Source organism: Pseudotenacibaculum haliotis (genome assembly GCF_042684245.1).
In the GTDB taxonomy this organism is placed as follows: Bacteria; Bacteroidota; Bacteroidia; order Flavobacteriales; family Flavobacteriaceae; genus Polaribacter; species Polaribacter haliotis_A.
Genome location: NZ_JBHULH010000004.1, coordinates 129,484 through 151,126, shown reverse-complemented (window position 1 = coordinate 151,126; position 21,643 = coordinate 129,484). Strand labels below are relative to the sequence as shown.

The 21,643-nt window shown below is 35.3% G+C and carries 15 protein-coding genes; 9 read left to right on the top strand and 6 right to left on the bottom strand.

Translation table 11 applies throughout. The annotated features are described in order from the left end of the window. Positions 1-64: 64 nt before the first annotated feature. The 3 genes from ACFSRZ_RS08745 to recG all read right to left on the bottom strand — a co-directional run bounded on the left by ACFSRZ_RS08745 (position 65) and on the right by recG (position 3,722). Positions 65-607, bottom strand: a complete 543-nt coding sequence (locus tag ACFSRZ_RS08745; protein ID WP_379666170.1) for a hypothetical protein — start codon at positions 605-607, stop codon at positions 65-67. Positions 608-915: 308 nt separating this feature from the next. Continuing rightward, complete coding sequence (locus ACFSRZ_RS08740) at positions 916-1,455, bottom strand: hypothetical protein (protein ID WP_379666169.1); 540 nt, start codon at positions 1,453-1,455, stop codon at positions 916-918. Between the two features lie 170 nt (positions 1,456-1,625). Continuing rightward, entirely contained in the window at positions 1,626-3,722 is a 2,097-nt protein-coding gene (gene recG, locus ACFSRZ_RS08735; protein WP_379666168.1) for an ATP-dependent DNA helicase RecG, read from the bottom strand. A 115-nt stretch (positions 3,723-3,837) separates the two neighbouring features. Between recG and ACFSRZ_RS08730 the strand changes: the two genes are divergently transcribed. The 7 genes from ACFSRZ_RS08730 (at position 3,838) to purL (ending at position 16,408) form a co-directional block, all read left to right on the top strand. Next, positions 3,838-4,701 carry a hypothetical protein gene (locus tag ACFSRZ_RS08730; protein ID WP_379666167.1) on the top strand — a complete coding sequence of 288 codons (864 nt, stop codon included), beginning with the start codon at positions 3,838-3,840 and terminating at the stop codon, positions 4,699-4,701. A 33-nt stretch (positions 4,702-4,734) separates the two neighbouring features. Further along, positions 4,735-5,520: a hypothetical protein gene (locus tag ACFSRZ_RS08725; RefSeq protein ID WP_379666166.1), complete on the top strand. Its 786-nt coding sequence runs from the start codon at positions 4,735-4,737 to the stop codon at positions 5,518-5,520. A gap of 68 nt (positions 5,521-5,588) precedes the next feature. Beyond that, positions 5,589-6,209 (top strand): hypothetical protein, encoded by a 621-nt coding sequence (locus ACFSRZ_RS08720; protein WP_379666165.1) that lies wholly within the window; start codon positions 5,589-5,591, stop codon positions 6,207-6,209. 2 nt (positions 6,210-6,211) lie between these two features. Beyond that, entirely contained in the window at positions 6,212-9,199 is a 2,988-nt protein-coding gene (locus ACFSRZ_RS08715; RefSeq protein ID WP_379666164.1) for a hypothetical protein, read from the top strand. Positions 9,200-9,249: 50 nt separating this feature from the next. Continuing rightward, the gene (locus ACFSRZ_RS08710; protein ID WP_379666163.1) at positions 9,250-10,464 is read left to right on the top strand and encodes an RsmB/NOP family class I SAM-dependent RNA methyltransferase; all 1,215 of its coding nucleotides are present in this window, start codon (positions 9,250-9,252) and stop codon (positions 10,462-10,464) included. Between the two features lie 7 nt (positions 10,465-10,471). Beyond that, positions 10,472-12,604, top strand: coding sequence for an endonuclease (locus ACFSRZ_RS08705; protein WP_379666162.1), 2,133 nt, complete (start codon positions 10,472-10,474; stop codon positions 12,602-12,604). A 138-nt stretch (positions 12,605-12,742) separates the two neighbouring features. Continuing rightward, complete coding sequence (gene purL, locus ACFSRZ_RS08700) at positions 12,743-16,408, top strand: phosphoribosylformylglycinamidine synthase (RefSeq protein WP_379666161.1); 3,666 nt, start codon at positions 12,743-12,745, stop codon at positions 16,406-16,408. A gap of 6 nt (positions 16,409-16,414) precedes the next feature. On the opposite strand, the gene ACFSRZ_RS08695 is transcribed toward purL, so the two are convergent. From ACFSRZ_RS08695 to ACFSRZ_RS08685, 3 genes are all read right to left on the bottom strand, one after another. After that, complete coding sequence (locus ACFSRZ_RS08695; RefSeq protein WP_379666160.1) at positions 16,415-16,993, bottom strand: hypothetical protein; 579 nt, start codon at positions 16,991-16,993, stop codon at positions 16,415-16,417. Continuing rightward, complete coding sequence (locus ACFSRZ_RS08690) at positions 16,994-18,436, bottom strand: radical SAM protein (protein WP_379666159.1); 1,443 nt, start codon at positions 18,434-18,436, stop codon at positions 16,994-16,996. Positions 18,437-18,509: 73 nt separating this feature from the next. Further along, positions 18,510-18,713, bottom strand: coding sequence for a DUF1843 domain-containing protein (locus tag ACFSRZ_RS08685; RefSeq protein WP_379666158.1), 204 nt, complete (start codon positions 18,711-18,713; stop codon positions 18,510-18,512). A gap of 216 nt (positions 18,714-18,929) precedes the next feature. On the opposite strand from ACFSRZ_RS08685, the gene ACFSRZ_RS08680 reads away from it, so the two are divergent. Together ACFSRZ_RS08680 and ACFSRZ_RS08675 are read left to right on the top strand one after the other, a co-directional pair. Continuing rightward, positions 18,930-19,649, top strand: coding sequence for a pentapeptide repeat-containing protein (locus ACFSRZ_RS08680; RefSeq protein WP_379666157.1), 720 nt, complete (start codon positions 18,930-18,932; stop codon positions 19,647-19,649). A 162-nt stretch (positions 19,650-19,811) separates the two neighbouring features. Further along, positions 19,812-21,572 (top strand): AMP-dependent synthetase/ligase, encoded by a 1,761-nt coding sequence (locus ACFSRZ_RS08675; RefSeq protein ID WP_379666156.1) that lies wholly within the window; start codon positions 19,812-19,814, stop codon positions 21,570-21,572. Positions 21,573-21,643 lie beyond the last annotated feature (71 nt).

Sequence of the window (21,643 nt, the reverse complement as noted above, 5' to 3'; positions counted from 1 at the left end):
CATACATAATAAAAAAGAGCTCTATTTCTAAGAAATGGAGCTCTTTTCTTAAAATAGTTTTTGATCAAATCATATTGTTGATCGGGGAAATATTGAATTTAAGTCCAAAAAAGACACTAGCCCTAAAAATGGCATTTTTCTCTACCGGGCTTTCAATATCTAGCCTCCTTACTACTTGAAGGAGTGAAGTAAATTTTAAACGATCTGAAAAGGAGTAAGAGATATCGAAATTACTTCCATAGTTACAAAATCCTCTAGACCAACGTCTAATAAGTCCGTAGTTTAAAGCTACAGATGCTTCGAGTTTATCTGTAAACCCGAATCTATTAAACGTATACCCTACTTGAATGAAAGAATATCTCATGTATCTTCCTCCATCTAAGTCGGCATATTCTATGGATTGCCCTAAAGAATAATATCCATATTCTCTTTGTTTGAATTGCACAGAACAATTCATTAGAACATTTAAAGTAAATGGTGAATTCCCATGGTCGTCTTTTTGTACAGCCATTTTGGGATCAGCAAAAACATCAACAGAAAACATTTCCTGAGGTAACAAGTCGGTCGAATAGAAAATAAGGCATAATAAGCATATTATCTTCTTCATAATGTTTGGGTTTTGATTACCTAAACACAACCTATTATCTTCTAAAAAATTAAGTCTTTTTTAGAGATATAACGTGCCTGAAAAATTAATTAATCTAATTAATAGATAAAAGAATTAATTAAAATGTAAAGGTGTGTGTAGATAAGATTAAAATTGAGGGGATCCTAATCGTATACACCCTTAGGGGGTTTTACACATAATTGACGAAGTGTGTCAATTATTACAGTTCTACTTAGGAGACTAGTATAAAGATACAAAAAAAATGGCAAGATTCAATCTTTAATTCTAATAAATTTTATTTTTTACGTTTACATAACATTTGTTCCGAAAACATCAAATCTAAGACCCAAGAAGAAACTAGTTCGATAGATCTCTTCTGAGTCATTAGGGTTTTCAATATCTGTTCTACGAACAACTTGCATTAAAGAACTTATCCTCAGTCTGTCAGTAAGAGCATATGAGAGATTGAAAATAGCGCCAAAATTACTAAAGTCAAAAGTCCACCTTTTTACTATTCCATAATTAAGTGCCATAGAAGCTTCTATCCTATCTAAAAAAGGGAATTTATTAAAGGTATATCCTACTTGTAGTATAGAATATCGAAAGTACTTACCTCCTGAAAGGTTTGCATATTCTACAGATTGTCCAAAAAAATAGTACCCATACTCAAGTTGCTGGAGCTGTACAGAAAAGTTCACCAATGAATTTAAAGTGAAAGGTGTATTTCCGTAGTCATCACGCATCAAAGCAAGCTTAGGGTCTAAACTAACATCTATAGAGATTTTTTCTTGTGATACTACATTTGGTGAAATAAAAACAAGACATAAAGCCCATAAAAATCTTTTCATGACAAGATTTTTAATTACTATTTACGGTAAATAGGGACTTTTTCACACCATAGAAATCATGGCTATTACTATATAATTACAAGATTTGTATTATTAAAATGTCATGGGGAATATTAGCTAAGTTACGTAAAAAATAATAAACAACTGAATATCATTGCTTAAGACAAATATCAACTAATATTCGACCAAGCTCCTGTTCGTTTAGATAATTCTGAATATGTTCGTTGAATAACAGCATTCTCCGGCTTAGACAAATTAGGGTCATTTTGCAGCAATTCAATCGCAGCACTCCTAGCCTTTTGAAGAATAGGTGTATCTTTTACGACATCTGCTATTTTTAAATTTAAAACTCCACTTTGCTGTGTTCCCATAATATTTCCAGGGCCACGTAATTTTAAATCGACTTCTGCTATTTTAAATCCATCCGAAGTTTCTACCATAGTTTGAAGCCTTGTTTTGGCTTCTGAAGATAATTTAAAGCTGGATAATAGTATACAATAACTTTGATCTGCTCCTCTTCCTACTCTTCCTCGTAACTGATGTAACTGACTAAGTCCAAAACGTTCTGAACTTTCAATAACCATGACACTGGCATTAGGTACGTTCACTCCTACTTCAATCACAGTAGTAGCAACCATGATCTGTGTTTCTCCTTTCACAAAACGCTGCATCTCAAACTCCTTATCCTCTGCTTTCATCTTTCCATGCACAATACTTATTTGGTAATTGGGTGATGGAAATTCTCTTGAAATGCTTTCGTAGCCATCCATCAGATCTTTATAATCCATGGCTTCAGATTCTTGTATAAGAGGATAAACAACATACACTTGCCTTCCTTTTTGAATCTCTTGCTTCATAAAGTTAAAAACTGACAGTCTATTGCTATCATATCGATGTACTGTTTTCACTTCTTTTCTACCGGGAGGTAATTCATCAATTACAGAAATATCTAGATCACCATAAACACTCATTGCTAAAGTTCTAGGAATTGGAGTGGCAGTCATTACCAATATATGAGGAGGCAGTTCGTTCTTTTGCCACATCTTTGAGCGTTGTGCTACACCAAAACGATGTTGCTCATCAATAATTGCTATTCCCAAATTTTGAAATTGAACCTTATCTTCAAGCAAAGCATGTGTTCCAATAAGTATTTTAAGACTTCCATCTTCTAAAGAACTATGAATCTCTTTTCTCTTCTTGGCTTTTGTAGAACCTGTCAATAGTTCAACAGAAACATCCATATTCTTTAATAACTCATCGATAGCATTGTAATGCTGCGTTGCTAAGATTTCGGTTGGCGCCATAATGGTAGCCTGAAAACCATTATCTATAGCTAATAACATTGTCAATAGTGCTACAATAGTTTTTCCTGACCCTACATCACCTTGTAAAAGTCGATTCATATGAGCATGAGAACCCACATCCTTACGAATCTCTTTCAGTACTCTTTTCTGTGCATCAGTTAATGCAAAAGGAAGATGCTTATTATAAAAGGTAGTAAAGTTCTCTCCTACCTGTTCAAAAACATAGCCTTTGATCTTATTCTTGCGGATCAATTTCTTTCTCAATAATTGTAATTGAATAAAAAAGAGTTCTTCAAATTTTAATCGTTGTTGTGCTCTTGCCAACAATTCGGGAGAATTAGGGAAATGAATATTTAACAACGCCTGCTTTTTATCTATCAACTTGTATTGTTCCATAAAAGGTACAGGTAGTGTTTCTTGTATACCTTCATATACTTGTTGCAACAAGTTCTGTACATACCCTCTTAGGATCTTATTGCTAAGTCCGCTGTTGACCAACTTCTCTGTTGATGAGTATACAGGTTGTAATTTTGATTGTCGTTTTCTTTTATAGTTCTCTACCAATTCCATTTCCGGATGCGCTATGGAAAAGTTTCCATTAAAAAAATTCAGCTTACCATATATTATATAAGGAGTATTGATCTTGATAGAATCTTTGATCCATTTATGCCCTTTAAACCATACCAATTCCATACTACCGGTATCATCTTGGAACTTTGCAACCAAACGTGAACCTCTCTTTTGCTTTATAGTTTTCATTTCCACAACCCTACCAACCAGCTGAATATCAGTATTATTATTAATTAATTCAGCAATTTTATAAAATTTGGTTCGGTCAATATATCTGTAGGGAAAGAAGTGCAATAAATCATGTAACCTACTCAGGTTTAATTCTCCTGAAAGCAGGCTAGCTCTGGCATTGCTTATACCATTAATATAAGTTAAAGGGTAGTTTAAATTCATCCTTAGTCTCAAAACTTTAGGCGAATTTAATGATTAAATCATATATTTTTTCACTTCATTTCTTGGTCAGTACAAGTTTTTTTGCTTTATTTGGCAAACATATAATAGTGAATCTATGTCCCCTAAGACGAAACATTATATAGTATTACTGTTGATTTGTGTTTTTGGTTTTACCTCAGAAGGTAATTCCCAAAACAAATCTGGTAAGCCTAGTAAAACTCCCAAAACTGTGGGAGTATCGGTGTCTCCATCCCATTTTCATTTTAGTCAAAAGCAAGGTGAGGTCAAAACTTATGACATTACCGTAAAGAATAGCACGTCTACTCCTAAGGAGTTTAACGTGAATATTTATGATTTTGATATGAACGGAAAAGGTAAAAGTAGTTTTTTACCTGCCGGGAAAGGAAAGTTCTCATTAGCAAAATGGGTAAACATCTCACCTACGTTCATTCAGTTAAAGCCTTTTGAAAACAAAAAGGTAAAGATCACAGTAAGTATTCCTTCTGATGACACAGGAAGAAAAGCTGCTTGGTCTATTTTAATGATCGAACAACAAGCACCTAGAAATAACTTATTAAATACCCAAAAGGATGGTAATACCATAGCTTTAGGTATTGTTCCAACTTTTGCTTTTGGAGTTTTTGCTTATCAAAACCCTCCAAATGTATTAGTAAATAAAGTTGAGTTTACTGATTTTCAGTTAAAAGACTCAAAAAATGGAAAAGCCCTCTATATTGAAGTTCAAAATCAAGGAGACGGAATTGCTTACTGTACATCTTATGTAGATCTAACAAATTTAGATACAGGTGAGCAACAACGATTAAAAGTGAAAAACTTTACAATTGTTCCGGAACTTGTTAGAGACTTCAACTTTAACCTACCCAATTTACCCAAAGGAAAATACCTTGCTGTAGGAGTATTAGATTATGAAAGTTCTGATGAGATTCAGGCAGCAAGAATGGAATTTGAAATTAATTAACCTAAATATTAACCCCCTTAAAATCGATTTATTATGAGGAAACAATCAAAATTACTTTTAACATTACTGATGTTAGTAGGACTTGTGAGTACTGCTAACGCTCAGCTAATTGATGAAAAAGATGTAACTGTAACACTGGATTTACAACCTGTATTACAGTTAGACATGACAACTGCAAACCAGTTGGAATTTGTATTCGATGACATCAACGAATACTACGCAGGTATTACACAATATGCTGCAACTATTTTAAAGGTAAGTTCTACTGTAAGTTGGGATTTATACGCTGTAGGTAGATCTTCTGGAGCTACTGCTGCTGGATTCTGGGATCAACAAATTGATTACGGAAACAACAATCCTAACGCAATTGATCAATTACCTTTAAGTTTGTTAGAGTTAAGACAATCTCAGCCAAATAGTGGTGACGGTGCTGCAACTGGTACTTTTACTGACTATAGCTCTGCTTTCTCTGCAAACGGAACTGTAAGCCGTGCTAACAGTTTATATGTAAACGGTGGTGCTATCACTCCTCCGTCTACAACTGATAAATACATTGCTGGTCACGCTGGTACTTCAGGTACTGCTGGTCAAGATTTCATGCCAGGTGGTTCTTACTTAACTCAAACTGGTATTACATCTGACTATTACTATGCAATTGACTACAGAATTTTACCAGGTTTACCTGCTATTTTCCCAAATGCTGGTAATGCTGACGGTACTGTAGCGCAAGACATCGTAACTGACAACGGAGCTGGAAGTTATGCTGAGCCAGGAGTATATACTATGTATGTACAGTATGTATTATTAGAAGATCAATAATCTTTATTTTTTAATAATTATATTTGGGATGTGGCTCAATGAGTTACATCCCTTTTTTAAAACATTACGTGAGTACTAAAGTTAAAATCACTTTACTTTTTTTGATCGGAGTTCTATTCTCCGGTAAAGCAACAGCACAGGTTCATTGTGGCTCTGTAGCTATTGTACCTAACAGTTCTGTAAACCAAGTTGTAGTTTTTGACGACTTTACAAAATATAACGGTGGAGTAACCATCAACAGTGTTGCCAGAATTCGAATTACCGTAGAAGATCAAAATGTTCCAGACCCTTTGTGTTCTTGGAACTTGCGTATGTTTATAGAAAACAACTCTGGAGCCGGTACTCCGGTTGATGAATGGGAAGAATTAGCATCTTACGGAAATGGGAATGCCAGTAATCCTCAGATTAGTGAATTGCAAATTCGTGTAAGAAATGCTTGTGCTACTTCTCCTTCAGATAACACATTTAGATCGTTTAATACCACAGCTGATATTCTAGATATTATCGCTCAAATGTTACCGGTAACACCTGCTGGAAGTTGTACACAAAATGTAAATGGTCCTGGAAGCTACCTAACCAATTTTGATGAATTCAATTTTGATATCGATATTCGTTTGAATCCGGGCTTTCAGTACAATCCAGGAATTTATAACCTAAATATTCGTTTTCGTTTAGAAGAAAACTTATAACATTGAGAAGTTTATTGTCCTCTTTAAAATATCTTCTTTGCATACCTATTATTGCTCTCTTTTTTAGCAATCAATCTATCTATTCTCAAAACGTTACCAATGAACAAAGTATAGACACTGTTCCGTTTATACGATTTGGTAATATTTCAACAAAATTTAACCGATCTTCTTTTGAACTAAAAAAAGGAAATATCGTTTCTAATGTACTTAAAGTCGTTAATCACGATACAAGAGTAACCACTTTTACAGTAGACGCTCTATTTCCGGGAGGTTGGACCCGTATTGATGATGCTAATAAAGTATATAGTGTTCGCCCAAAAGACACTGTTATTGTTCCTATTATCATCTCTCCTACCAAATTGATCAATGGAAATACAGAAATAGTTGTCAATACTTTTATCATCTCTACAGATGGTCAACAAATAGGAAATAACTTCTTCACCTTAACTACAAAAAAGAAAGTAGCTTGGAGTTTAGGAATTAAAAACAATACCAATTACTACTTTAAGAATGATGAGAACGAAAAGGACTTTACCTTTTCTGTAGACAATAACGGAAACTATAAGCAAGATGTTTTTCTTAGCTATACAGTCCCCAGAAAAGATCTGATCTTAGCAGATACGCTCTCTACAGAAATAAAAGACCCAAGCACAACATTTACATTAGCGCCGGGCGAAAGCAGAGAGTTTACCTACAGAGCTATTGCTACAAGTTTTAATGAGAGAAACAGAAAGAGGATTTCAATTAACAACTTCTCTCCTATTACCAATACAGAACGAATTACAAGGTCTTTGGTTGTTAACAGTAGTGAACCAAAAATTAGTAAAACAGCATTACAAAAAAGAACCAAACTAAACTTTATAAAGCTTCCTAACGAGATTGAAGCCAGTCCTTATGGATACCCATATTTGCCATTGATTGTTGATTTGAATGCGCAAAACATATTGGATGATCGTAGTTTTCTATCGCTCAACTTACAAGGGTTTAAACAATTAAACCCAAAAGCAAGTTTATTGTATTTTACACAATTCAATTACAGCAACAGCTTTTTTACAAATAATGTTTTTAGAAATGCTCCGTGGTATGTAGGGTATTTTGATGATAAGAAATCTATTGAGGTTGGACAAATTAGTGGTGATCTTATTGGAACTTCTGCAGCCGGAAAAGGAATCAAAGCTGCCTATCGATTTAATGAACAACACACAGCCGGTGCTTTTTATACCAACTCAGCAGGTTTTGTAGATTTCAATACCGGAATCATTAGTTATGGAGGTTGGTATCGATTAAAATACAACGAAAATATACGATTAACTGCCAGAGCAGGTCGTAGTAACAATAAAATCATCAACACAACAACTACCGTTGCTACCGTACAACCTACGGTTCGCTTTTTAAATGCGCATACAGTATCTATGATTGGTGGTTTTAGTAATCAGGAATTTGAGTTGAACAATACAACTGTCAATAGAAACGGTTACATCATCGGTACCAATTATTCTTCTATTGTCTTAAACAGAAAGCTAAAAGCTAATATCAACCTACGATACAACGATCGTAACTTTAGTAATGGTACTACAGAAAGAGCCTTTTTAAACCAACGTTTGACCTATGAGTTGAAAAACGGATGGTTAGGAATCATGTCCGGAAACTATCAAAAGACTCGTGTTTTTAATAGAAATACAGATCAATTCCTTTACAACCAAGAAACTCTATTCTCTAACCTAGTTTTTTCAAAGAGAACTCCTACAGGTTCTTACCAACCCGGAGTATTTTATGAATACAGAAATTTCCCAAACAATTCATTTGTATTGAGAGGTTTGAATTTCCGTTATTCTATTTTCAATCTTGATCAAAACTTCTTGAGTTCACTGTTTACAAGAGCCGGATATGCAAAACCAAGGAATCAGGTTGACTCTAAAGAATACTTTAGTTTAGAAGTTAGTGGATTGTTCCGTTACCGCACGTGGAACGTAACAGCTCGATATAATTTAGGAACCTTCTCCTCTATTTCATCACAGCAAAACCAAAACGATTTGGTAACTCCACAATCTTTAAGACTATCTGTTCAAAATCAGCATTTGTTTGCAAACAGACATTTTGCAATGGAATCCAGCTTGATCTATAGCTTTAACAACGTATTTAAAAATCATTCAGTAGGACTATTCCCTCAAGCCTACTATTTTTCTAACTCTGGATGGAGATTTGGTTTGAGTGCCAATTATATCTTTACAACCAGTGATTTTAGTTCTGTTTTTGATCTTAACGACCCAAACAATCCGAACCAACAAAATTTAGGCCCTACAACTACCAGTAATCTAAACCTAAACTTTAGTTTGCGAAAAGAATTTGGAGTTCCTATACCTTTTACCAAGAAAATTGCAGCTACTACTGAGTTTGTTTCTTTCTTAGATATTAATGGAAACGGTATCAAAGAAAAAGATGAAACCAGTGTACAGAATGTAGTTATAAAAGTAAATAAGAACGAAGTTATTACAGATGCTGAAGGAAAAGCTACCATTAAGAACTTAAAACTAGATAAATACAAATTTGAAACCTTAGCATTAGAAGATCTTAACGGATGGTTTGCCAATACACAAGATTCTATAGTGATCAATCAAGACGGAATCAACTATATTCCTTTTGTAAGAGGTATTAAAGTATATGGTGATGTAATTGTAGATAGACAAAAGATTGCCGTAACCGATAATAAACCCTTAGACCTTTCAAGAATCAAGATCAGTGCGGTTAAAGGCGATAAAGTATACAATACATTGACAGATGCAAATGGTCGTTTTGAATTTTATCTACCCTTTGGTCAATATACCATTACTATGGATGAAGGAATCTTGGGAGATCGTTTTAGAATTACCCGAAATAATTTGTCCGTTCAACTCCGCAACAATCAAGATGGAGCTTACGTCTCCTTCTATATCGTAGAGAAAAGGCGGAAGGTTATTTTCAAAGACTTTACGAAAAAGAAAAACGAATAAAGCGTTAAGTCAAAGTCTATTCCTATCTTTGTAGGCTTAAATTTTTGATAGTGAGACTCCACAGAAACTTAGTATTTACAGTTATTGACAGCATCCACGACATTTTTAATGAGGATGTTTATGCAGATAAAGCCGTAGAAAAAGCTTTAAAAAGAGACAAACGTTGGGGAAGCAGAGATAGAAAGTTTGTAGCAGAAACTATCTATGACATTGTTCGTTGGAAACGTTTGTATGCAGAAATAGCAGAAGTTAAAGAACCTTATAGCAGACCAAACTTGTGGCGTTTGTTCTCTGTTTGGTGTGTGTTGAAAGGAATTCAGCTTCCAGACTGGAAACAAATAGAACCCACTCCTAACCGTCGTATCAAAGGACGTTTCGACGAATTATCTAAAACCAGAAAGTTTAGAGAGTCTATTCCTGATTGGATCGACCAAATTTGTGTTGAAGAACTAGGAGAAGATGTGTGGACACAGGAAATGGCTGCTTTGAATAAGCAAGCTGAAGTTATTCTGAGAACCAATACCTTAAATATTTCAAAAGAAAACCTCCGAAAAGAGCTTTCAAAAGAAGATATTGATACAGAACCTATAAAAGGTTATGAAAGTGCCTTAAAACTTGTAGAAAGAGCTAATGTGTTTAAAACTGATGCTTTCAAGAAAGGTTTTTTCGAAGTTCAGGACGCTTCCTCTCAACTTGTAGCAGAATATTTAGAAGTAACTCCCGGGATGAAAGTTGTAGACACCTGTGCAGGAGCCGGTGGTAAAACACTACACATTGCTTCTTTGATGAAAAACAAAGGACAAATTATTGCAATGGACATTTACGAGAGTAAACTTAAAAAGCTAAAAATCAGAGCTCGAAGAAATAAAGTTCATAATATAGATACCAAAGTGATCGATTCTACAAAACCGATCAAAAAATTATATAATAAAGCCGATAGAGTCTTAATTGATGCACCCTGTTCCGGTATAGGTGTATTAAGAAGAAATCCAGATTCTAAATGGAAATTACAACCGGAATTTTTAGATGAGATCAGAAAAGTACAACAGGATATATTACAACAATATTCCAAAATGGTTAAGCCCGGAGGAAAACTTGTATATGCTACCTGCTCTGTGCTACCTTCTGAAAACCAACAACAAGTTGATAAATTCTTAACCTCAGAAGCAGGAAAAGAATTTACTTTTGTAAAAGATAACAAAGTATTAGCGAGTAAATCCGGGTTCGATGGTTTTTACATGGCCCAACTAGAAAGAAAACAATGAGAAAACAATGAGAAAAAAATTACTTTTTTACTTCCTATCCCTATTCTCTTTATATCTCTTCTCACAAGAAGCGTATTACAATGATGTAAATGTGAATTTAACAGGGATTGCGCTTAAGAATGCGCTAGCAACAAAAATAACAACCACACATACCAATAACCTAACATACACCCCAGGTATTTGGAGTGCTAGTATGATAACAGATGTCAACCCTAGTAACAGTATGGAAGTATTGCTTATTTACGGTTGGGAAAATGGAACTGATGGAGATGTTACCAACGACCGCGAAAGAGACATCAATAACAACGGTGGTAGTGTTGGACAATGGAACAGAGAACACGTATATGCAAATTCTTTAGGAACTCCAGATTTAGACCAAGCCGGTACAGATGGACCTCCTTATGCAGATGCTCACAACTTAAGACCCTGTGATCCTCAAAGAAACTCTTCAAGAAGTAATAAATTATTTGCTACAGGAACTGGAAACTCTGGAGCTGTAACTGGAGGATGGTACCCTGGAGATGAGTGGAAAGGTGATGTTGCAAGGATTATCATGTACATGTATTTAAGATATGGTAGTCAATGTTTACCAAGCAATGTAGGAGTTGGTAGCACAACAGGAACTCCTGATGACATGATCGATCTATTCTTACAATGGAATGTAGATGACCCTGTTTCTGATTTTGAGAGACAGAGAAATACGTATCACGAGAACACTTCAAATACCTATGCACAAGGAAACAGAAATCCTTTTATAGACAACCCAAGATTAGCAACAAGAATTTGGGGAGGACCTGAAGCTGAAGACACATGGGGAATCTACTCAGGAAGCGATACTGAAGCTCCTTCTGTACCTACAAACCTAGTTGCTTCTAATGTTACTACTTTCTCTATAGATCTTTCTTGGGATGCATCAACAGATAATTTTGGTGTTTCTAGCTACGATATTTATGTAGATGGTAACTTAGAAGGTTCAACATCAAATACAAACTATACAATTACAGGTTTAGCATCAAACACATCTTTTAGCTTAACTGTTTTAGCAAAAGATTTAGCAGATAATTCTTCTGCTCAGAGCGCTCCTTTAAATGTAATGACACTAGAAGACACTCAAGCACCTACTGTGCCTATGAATGTAGTTGTAAGTAACCCTACAGATGTTTCTTTTAAAGTTACTTGGGATGCTTCAACAGACAATACAGCTGTTACAGCCTATGATGTTTACCTAGACGGATCATTTAATGCCACTACAGCCAATACTACTTATACAGTAAACGGACTTACAGCAACAACTACCTATTCGGTAACTGTTTTAGCAAAAGATGCTGTTGGAAACCAATCAGCTCAAAGTACACCTGTCAATGGAACAACTACTGATGGGTCTGGAAGCTCTACAGAATTGTTTATCTCTGAATATATAGAAGGTTCCGGAAATAATAAAGCCATTGAAATTGCAAACACTACCGGAGCTTCTGTGGATCTATCACTTTATAACCTAAGACGTCAATCTAACGGAACCGGACCTTGGTCTACTCGATATGACTTAACAGGAACTCTAGCCTCTGGTGATGTTGTTGTTATTATTAATAGTAATGCCACCAATGCAACAATATTAGCCGAAGCTGATATTGTGGTTCCAAATAATGCAGGAACTAATTTTGGAGAACCTCTAAATTTCAATGGAGATGACCCAGTTGGTTTGTTTAGAGATGAAACATTGATCGATATTGTTGGAGAACTTGATTTTGGAGGTGCAGATTTTGCCAAAGATGTTACGCTAAGAAGAAAATCATCTGTAACAGGGCCTAACACAACCTTTGATGAAGTGAACGAATGGGACTCTTTCCCTCAAGATACTGTAGATGATCTTGGTTCTCACTCTGCAACATTAAGCTCAGATAGTTTTGTTTGGGATGGATTGAATATCTACCCTAACCCTACTTCTTTCGAATATATTTTTGTTAAGAATAATGAGCAACTAGAAATTGAAGTATTCAATATTCTAGGAAAAAAGATCAAACAAGGTCAGGTAACCCAAACACAACCTAAGTTAGACCTATCTAATCTTACCAGCGGTATTTACCTCTTAAAGATTTCAGATGGAAGTAGAACTACAACCAGAAAGATCATTAAAAGATAAAACAAAAGGCGTCATTAGACGCCTTTTTTTGTTAATAACTGCTTCATAAAAAGAAAAAAAACAAGATATAGTATATAATTATTACAATCGAAAATTTTAAATTTGTGGCTTCAACACAACGATACAAATTCATATAGAATGATCCATTTCTTTGGAAACCAAAACAGTAAGGTTTTTGCTGTTCAAGCACAGGGAGAGTTATCTTCAGAAGACATCTCAAAATTAACTTGGCTATTTGGAAATCAACATAAAATAAACGCGGCGTCTCTTGACGCCTTTTTTATTGGTCCAAGAGCAGCTATGATTACTCCTTGGAGTACAAACGCAGTAGAAATTACGCAAAATATGGGAATCACAGGAATTCTCAGAATTGAAGAGTTTACAACTGTTTCAGAAGATTTTTCTGACTATGACCCTATGATCCTTCAAAAGTTCAATAGTTTACATCAAGAAACCTTTACTATTGATATCCAACCTGAATCTATTCAGGAAATTGAAGATATCGCTGCTTATAATGAGCAAGAAGGTTTGGCTTTGAGTGATGAAGAAATTGCGTATTTAAATGAACTATCAGAAAGAATTGGAAGAAAGCTTACAGATTCTGAAGTTTTCGGATTCTCTCAGGTAAACTCAGAACACTGTAGACATAAGATCTTTAACGGAACTTTTGTGATTGATGGTGAAGAGCAACCTACTTCATTATTCAAGATGATCAAAGAAACATCCAAACAAAATCCAAACGATATTGTTTCGGCTTACAAAGACAATGTAGCTTTTATCAAAGGTCCTAAAGTAGAGCAATTTGCTCCTAAAAGAGCTGATATTCCTGATTATTACGAGACCAAAGATTTTGATTCTGTAATCTCCTTAAAAGCAGAAACACACAACTTCCCTACTACTGTAGAGCCTTTTAATGGTGCTGCTACTGGTTCCGGTGGAGAAATTCGTGATCGTTTGGCCGGAGGAAAAGGTTCACTTCCGTTAGCAGGAACTGCTGTTTATATGACCTCTTATTCTCGTTTAGAAGAAAACCGTCCTTGGGAAAATATGGAAGAACGTAAATGGTTATATCAAACACCTATGGACATTCTGATCAAAGCTTCTAACGGAGCTTCTGATTTTGGAAATAAATTTGGGCAGCCTTTAATTACAGGGTCTGTACTTACGTTTGAACACGAAGAAGATGCGAGAAAACTTGGATTCGATAAGGTAATTATGCTTGCAGGTGGTATCGGATACGGAAAAGAAAGTCAAGCACAAAAAGATACTCCTTCCAAAGGCGATAAAGTAGTGATTCTTGGAGGAGACAACTATCGTATTGGAATGGGAGGTGCTGCAGTATCATCTGCAGATACAGGTGAGTTTTCTACCGGTATAGAGCTAAATGCTGTACAACGTTCCAATCCAGAAATGCAAAAAAGAGCAGCCAATGCTGTACGTGGAATGGTAGAAAATGATGAAAATTTTATTGTTTCTATTCACGATCATGGTGCAGGTGGACATTTAAATTGTTTATCAGAATTAGTAGAAGAAACCGGAGGAAAGATCGACCTAGATAAGCTTCCTGTTGGTGACCCTACACTATCAGACAAAGAGATCATTGGTAACGAATCTCAAGAAAGAATGGGATTGGTTATTGCCGAAGATCATATAGATACCTTACAAAAAATTGCAGAAAGAGAGCGTTCTCCTATGTATCAGGTTGGAGATGTAACCGGAGATCACAGGTTTACATTTGAATCTGCATCCAATGGAAACAAACCAATGGATTTGGAATTGAGCGATATGTTTGGCTCTTCTCCAAAAACCATCATGAATGATAGAACTATAGACAGAAACTACGAAGCTGTAGCTTACGATCCAGCTTTATTTGAAACATACCTATCTCAAGTATTACAGTTAGAAGCTGTGGCTTGTAAAGATTGGTTGACCAATAAGGTAGATCGCTGTGTTGGAGGAAAAGTAGCCAAACAACAATGTGTTGGGCAATTACAAATTCCTTTGAATAATGTTGGTGTTATGGCATTGGATTATAAAGGAAAAGAAGGAATTGCTACCTCTATTGGGCACTCTCCTATTTCCGGATTGATCGACCCTGTAGCAGGAAGTAGAAATTCTATCACCGAATCATTAACTAATATCCTTTGGGCTCCTTTAAAAGATGGATTGCAATCTGTCTCTTTGTCGGCTAACTGGATGTGGCCTTGTAAAAATGAAGGTGAAGATGCACGTTTATACGAAGCTGTAAAAGCTATTTCTGAATTCTCTATCGATTTAGGAATCAATGTTCCTACAGGAAAAGATTCATTGTCAATGAAACAAAAGTACCCTAATGAAGACGTTATTTCTCCGGGTACTGTGATCATTTCTGCTGCGGCAAATTGTAATGATATTACCAAGGTAGTTGAACCTGTATTCCAAAAAAATGCAGGAAGTATCTACTATATCAATATATCTCAAGATAACTTTAAATTAGGAGGTAGTTCTTTTGCGCAAGTGGTGAACAAGATAGGAAACGATGTTCCTTCTGTAAAGAGTGCTGATTACGTAAAGTCAGTATTCAACACATTACAAGGTCTTATCAAAGAAGAACAAATCGTTGCAGGTCATGATGTGGCTTCCGGAGGTTTGATTACTACTTTGTTAGAATTGTGTTTTGCAAATATTGAAACAGGTGCAGATATTGATCTATCTTCTTTACAAGAGAATGATTCTATCAAGTTATTGTTCTCAGAGAATGCAGGAGTGATCATTCAATCGAAAAACGATGATATTGAAGCTGCATTAACTGCAAACAATATCGATTTTGCAAAGATTGGAACTGTAACTGACGGAGATCGATTGAACATCAAAAATCACTCGGTAAATTACTCATTATCTGTTTCAGAATTAAGAGATACTTGGTACAGAACCTCTTTCCTACTCGATCAAAAGCAAACAGCAGGAGATCTTCCGAGAGAGCGTTATGACAATTATAAGAATCAGCCTTTACGTTACGAGTTTCCTACTCATTTTACAGGAAAACTTCCTAAAATAGATGCTACGAAACCAAGACCTAAAGCAGCTATTATTAGAGAGAAAGGAAGCAACTCTGAACGTGAAATGGCCAATGCTATGTATTTGGCTGGATTTGATGTGAAGGATGTTCATATGACTGATCTTATTTCTGGTCGTGAAACCCTAGAAGATATTCAGTTTATTGGAGCAGTTGGAGGTTTTTCTAACTCAGATGTTTTAGGATCAGCAAAAGGATGGGCCGGAGCATTTTTGTACAACGAAAAAGCAAACAAAGCATTAAAGAACTTCTTTGACCGTGAAGATACATTGAGTGTTGGGATTTGTAATGGATGTCAATTGTGGATGGAATTGGATTTGATCAACCCTGATCATGAGGTGCATGGAAAAATGACCTACAACGATTCTAGAAAACACGAAAGTGCGTTTACCTCTGTTAAAGTTCAAGAGAACAACTCGGTAATGCTTTCTACATTGGCAGGAACTACTTTAGGAGTGTGGATATCACACGGAGAAGGGAAATTTGATCTTCCATATACAGAAGATAGATATGATATTGTAGCCAAATACTCTTATGAAGGGTATCCTCATAATCCTAACGGTTCTGATTTCAACACAGCAATGATGTGTGATAAAACAGGACGTCATTTGGTAACAATGCCACATATAGAACGTTCTACGTTCCAATGGAACTGGGCTTACTATCCTGAAGGAAGAAAAGACGAAGTCTCTCCTTGGCTAGAAGCTTTTGTGAATGCTAGAAAATGGATTGAGGAGAAGAATTCTTAACCTCTGTTATATAACAGACCTATAGAACTTTACTTTTTTTCGAATATCTATATCGTAGTCAATTGTTTTGTAGTTTGATAACCATTCGGTTTTGTCAAATACATCACATTTGGATTCTGCGACTATTGTGATATTCTTCTTAGATGCCACTGATTTTAGTTTTTCAAGAAGCTTTTCATACATAGCTTCATGCAATGGGTTGAAAATATAGAAGATGTCTCCATCATTAATGTCGACTTCGAAAAAATCTGTACAATAGGTTTTGATATTTTTCAATTTTAATTCACCTATCAATTGGTCGCAGACATCATTTCTTTCTTCTATGATCTCAATTCCTTTGAATTGAACTTTAGGAAAATGATATGCTCCGTATAAGATAACTCTTCCATATCCGCTCCCTAAGTCGTAGAAAACAGTATTGTCTGTAAGGGTTAGTGTTTGAAACAACTCTTCTAAATAATCTGAAGTACCATATCTAAAAGACTGTAGCCCATACTTAACAGTTAGATCTCCAAGATCAAATGTTTCTTCTATTTCAGAAGCCTTGGTAGAAATAAAGTTCGAAATGTGATTGAATGACTCCATTTATTTATCAAGCATTATAGCATGTTTTTCCATGGCTTTTTCCATACGTTTTAAAGCTTCTTTTGCCTTTTGCATTGCTTCTTCATATCGAGCGTCAGTTTCTGCTACTTCTTGATCACAGAAATCACATACCTCTTTAGACTCATAGATGTAGTTATTACAACCATGACATAATTTTAATGCCTCCGGTTCTCTTGGTATACGATTTCCAAAATCACTTTCAACTACTTCTGTTGAAGTTGGTGTTTGCACTTCAATGATGTTTCCTTCTTTATCTTCAACAACTATTTCATACAAACCATAATCAAAGGAAACTCCTTCTGCTTCTTGTATTTTTCGAATGCGTTCTCTTTTTCCTTCTTTATCGAGCTTTAATGCTCTGTGATGACAAAATGGATTGTTCCCTCTTTTTCCAAACAGTACATGACTAGTCCATGTACAACCCGCTAAACACGAGGATTCGTAATAGCATCCTTTACAGCCACCCCATAGCTCTTCTTTATTACGATATCTGGAGAAAAACATCTCTTCACTATACTTCCAAATATCTTCAATGTCCATATCTTTCACATTCCCCCCTGTATAATCCGAAGTTGGTAAAGAAGGACAACCTTTCACTCTACCGTCGGCTTCTATTCCAATGGCTGTATGCCCTGCAGAACATCCGGTAAAATATCCTTCGTTTCCTTGACGCCAGATATATTCATAAGGTCCAAAATATCCAATATTATTCCCTGCCTGTATTAGTATTCTATTAGCAAGTGCTTTTCTGTAGATCTTTACAAGATTATCGTAAAAGTCTATTAGCTCATACGGTTGCAATAAAAGTTCATCCGAATTATCAACTGCATTTCCCATTGCCACAGCTAATTGAATTTGCCAGTTCTTTACTCCTTTCTCGATGAAGATATCTAACAATTCGTCTAATTCATCAATATTCTTTTTAGTAATCACAGTATTAACACTGGATGGAATATCAAACTCTTTTAGAAGATCTAAACAACGCATCGTATGATCAAAAGATTTTTTCCTTCCTCTAATATCGTTGTGTGTTTCCGGAAGTCCATCAATAGAAACTCCTATATTTCTAATTCCGGCTTCTTTCGCAGCAAAAATTCGCATTTCATTCAAATTGTAAGCTCCTGTTTGCATTGAACACTCCATGCCACTTTCATCAATTCTTTTAATAATATCCAACCAGTCTTTACGTAAAAAAGCTTCACCACCAATAATAGTGATCTCTCTGGTTCCTAACCTTTTTAAGCTATCTATGACCTCAAAACACTGCTCAGTAGTTAACTCTCCGGGTCTTACTTTTCCGGCTCTTGAGCCACAATGAGAACACTTTAAATTACAAGCCAAAGTAATCTCCCACACTACATGAACTGGAGTGGCTGTTTTATAATCATCTCTTATACGATATCTAGTAGAATTTTCTTTCATGAGGAATTAAATTAATGATTAGAAAAAGTTTAAGAGAGAGAACTCTCTCTTAAACCTAAAAAAATGCTAAGAATTACTTTTTCTTACCACCTTTACCTTTTTTACCTTTTCCTTCAAAGCCTTGAATAGCTTTTACTAAGTCTAGGTAAGCAACATGCAAATCTCCATGTGCTCTAATAGTTGCCTCAGCTTGTGCTGCAACTGCTTTCATTTTTTCAATATCATTAGAAGCTACTGCTTCTCTGATACCTGCTGCGTAAAGTACTACGACTCCCATAATTGTAAAATTTTTGGGTTAATAATTAAATTTCAAGTTTGGATAGCAATGGTTTCACAAACTCTTAGCATAAAGTACCTGATTATCAGAACATTATTTTAAGGTAGAAATTTGTATTTCTTAAAACGGGTAGTAATACGTAACCAAAAATAATTACCCAAAACTGTCACAAAAAAATAGCACCTTTGTCTTTAGAGTGTATTAAAACCTTAGACCATGAAAAATAAAATTACGCTACTCACCTTTGTCTTTACTCTTGTAGCCTTTGTAGGATTTGCTCAAAAAACAATAAACGCCAATGATATTATTAAGGATATCAAAGCCGGAAAAGATGTTACCATTAGCAATGCAACTATAGAAGGTGTTTTAGACTTTACTTATATGGAAGATAAGTTGGAAGACCTTCCAAAAAGAAAAAGAAGATGGTGGAACAACGGTGGAAGCAACACAGTAAAAAATCTTATTGAAACCAAAGTTTCTTTTGTGAACTGTACTTTTAAAGATGATGTTTTAGCATACATTCCTGATGGTGAAGACAGTGGTTATACTTTTGTTGCCAGTTTTGAGGACAATGCGATCTTCAAAAACTGTACGTTCGAGAGAAAAGCTATGTTCAAGTATTCTCGTTTTGAAAGAAATGCCTCTTTTGAAGGAGCTCAATTCCAAGAAGACACAACATTCAAATATGCAAAATTTGATAACTTCATAAGCTTCTCCAATTCAGTATTTGAAGAATCTGCTACTTTCAAGTATACAAAGTTCAAAGATGGGGTTTCTTTTAAGAATGCAAAGTTCGAAGAAGACCTAAACATCAAGTACACAGAAGTTAAAGGTAAATTTGACATTGCCGGGATGAAAGTTGCTTACGATATCGACTCAAAATACACGAAAATAAACGGGAAAAGCTTCTCAAAATATTTACTAAACAATCAATAAACGGGTAAAAATACCCATAAACGACACAAGTCCCTTTACTAACTTTACAACCGAAAATTTGGTCGATATTGTTTTAGGGGACGACATTATCAAAACCATTAATAGGTCTCATTCTTTGAGACCTATTATTTTTTTATCTTGTAAGCACAAACAACTAACTAGATGAAGGAACAAATCACTCGTCTGTTTGATTGTCCCTACTTTCAACAAGAACATTTCCCACAGCAACACTGCTTTGTTGAGAAAACCAACGGAGCATGGACAAGCTATTCTACACAAGATTATATAGCTATTTCTAATACCGTAAGCAGAGCTCTTTTAACTCTTGGAGTACAACCCAACGATAAGATCGCTGTAATTGTCCCTGTAAATCAACCCAAATGGAATTTTCTGGATATAGGTGTCTTGCAAATAGGTGCTCAGAATGTACCTCTATACGCTACTCTATCTGAAAGTGATTATCAATATGTTTTGGATCATTCAGATGCCACTTATTGCTTTGTAGCCGGAGATGATATTTATGAGAAAGTTCGATCTGTACAAGCACAAACTAAAGTAAAAGAGATATTTCGCTTTGATGCTAATTCTGAAATCGGTTGGGATTCATTTTTAAAACTGGGAGAAGATACTTCTTTACAGGTTCAGGTTGATGCACTTAAAAATTCTATTTCACCTAAAGACATTGCCACAATTATTTATACATCTGGAACTACCGGAACTCCCAAAGGAGTTATGCTTTCACATGATAATATTGTCCAAAATATCAAGGCCACTGCCAAAAGATTAAATATTGAAGACCCCGGGAAAAAAGTAATTAGCTACTTACCCGTAAGTCATGTTTTTGAAAGAGCTGCTTCTTATTACGCTACTCTTATGGGCTTCTCAGTTTACTTTGCAGAGAGTATTGAACAATTAGGAGAAAATATACGAGAAGTTAAACCTCATATGCTTGCTGTTGTTCCCAGACTCTTAGAAAAGATCTTTGACAAGATCGTAGACAAAGGAAGTCAGTTATCCGGAATTAAAAGAAAGCTTTTCTTTTGGGCTTTGGAGCTAGGAGAAAAATACAAACCTTACAGAAAAAATAATGGTTGGTATTATTTCCAATTGAACATTGCTCGCAAACTTATCTTCAAAAAATGGAGAGAAGCTTTAGGGAATCAATTAGAATTTATGTTGTCAGGGAGTGCCTCACTTCAACCTAGGTTGATACGTGTTTTTACTGCGGCCGGAATTCCTATTTATGAAGGATATGGTATGACAGAATCTTCACCCGGTGCTACCTTAAACGATCTACGAAATCAAGGACTAAAAATCGGAACCGTTGGAAAACCTTTGGAAGGTGTGGAAATTAAAATAGCTGAAGATGGCGAAATTCTGATGAAAGGGCATTGTGTAATGCAAGGCTATTACAAAAGAGAAGATCTTACAGCAGAAACCATTAAAGACGGGTATTTACATTCCGGAGATATTGGAGAGTTAGATAAAGATGGTTTTTTAAGAATTACAGATCGAAAAAAAGAAATCTTTAAGACCTCTGGCGGAAAGTACATTGCTCCTGCCGTTATAGAAAGTGAATTTAAAAAATCGCGATTCATTGAACAGATCATGGTAGTTGGCGAAGGAGAAAAAATGCCGGCTGCAATCATCCAAGTAAATTTTGATTTTGTTTCTGAATGGGCAAAAAGAAAAGGCTATAAAATAAAGCAAGTCAATACCAGTAAAAAACTCAGAAAAAGGATACAGAAAGAGGTAGATAAATACAATTTGAAGTTTGGAAAATGGGAACAGGTAAAAGACTTTGAGATCACAAAAGAAGAATGGACTACTGAGTCGGGTCACCTCACTCCTACCATGAAAATGAGAAGAAAGATCATCTTAGAAAAACATCGAGATCTGTATCAGAGAATTTACAATTCATAAGGAAATAAGACTCTTAGGTTCTGTATTGCGAAATCTATTGCTTTTTCGTAATTTGCCATTTCACAAATTTT

Excerpts from the sequence above, each read along its gene's own strand:
- ACFSRZ_RS08745 (WP_379666170.1), bottom strand. The coding sequence starts at position 607 with ATGAAGAAGATAATATGCTTATTATGCCTTATTTTCTATTCGACCGAC.
- ACFSRZ_RS08740 (WP_379666169.1), bottom strand. The coding sequence starts at position 1,455 with ATGAAAAGATTTTTATGGGCTTTATGTCTTGTTTTTATTTCACCAAAT.
- recG (WP_379666168.1), bottom strand. The coding sequence starts at position 3,722 with ATGAATTTAAACTACCCTTTAACTTATATTAATGGTATAAGCAATGCC.
- ACFSRZ_RS08730 (WP_379666167.1), top strand. The coding sequence starts at position 3,838 with ATGTCCCCTAAGACGAAACATTATATAGTATTACTGTTGATTTGTGTT.
- ACFSRZ_RS08725 (WP_379666166.1), top strand. The coding sequence starts at position 4,735 with ATGAGGAAACAATCAAAATTACTTTTAACATTACTGATGTTAGTAGGA.
- ACFSRZ_RS08705 (WP_379666162.1), top strand. The coding sequence starts at position 10,472 with ATGAGAAAAAAATTACTTTTTTACTTCCTATCCCTATTCTCTTTATAT.
- purL (WP_379666161.1), top strand. The coding sequence starts at position 12,743 with ATGATCCATTTCTTTGGAAACCAAAACAGTAAGGTTTTTGCTGTTCAA.
- ACFSRZ_RS08695 (WP_379666160.1), bottom strand. The coding sequence starts at position 16,993 with ATGGAGTCATTCAATCACATTTCGAACTTTATTTCTACCAAGGCTTCT.
- ACFSRZ_RS08690 (WP_379666159.1), bottom strand. The coding sequence starts at position 18,436 with ATGAAAGAAAATTCTACTAGATATCGTATAAGAGATGATTATAAAACA.
- ACFSRZ_RS08685 (WP_379666158.1), bottom strand. The coding sequence starts at position 18,713 with ATGGGAGTCGTAGTACTTTACGCAGCAGGTATCAGAGAAGCAGTAGCT.
- ACFSRZ_RS08680 (WP_379666157.1), top strand. The coding sequence starts at position 18,930 with ATGAAAAATAAAATTACGCTACTCACCTTTGTCTTTACTCTTGTAGCC.
- ACFSRZ_RS08675 (WP_379666156.1), top strand. The coding sequence starts at position 19,812 with ATGAAGGAACAAATCACTCGTCTGTTTGATTGTCCCTACTTTCAACAA.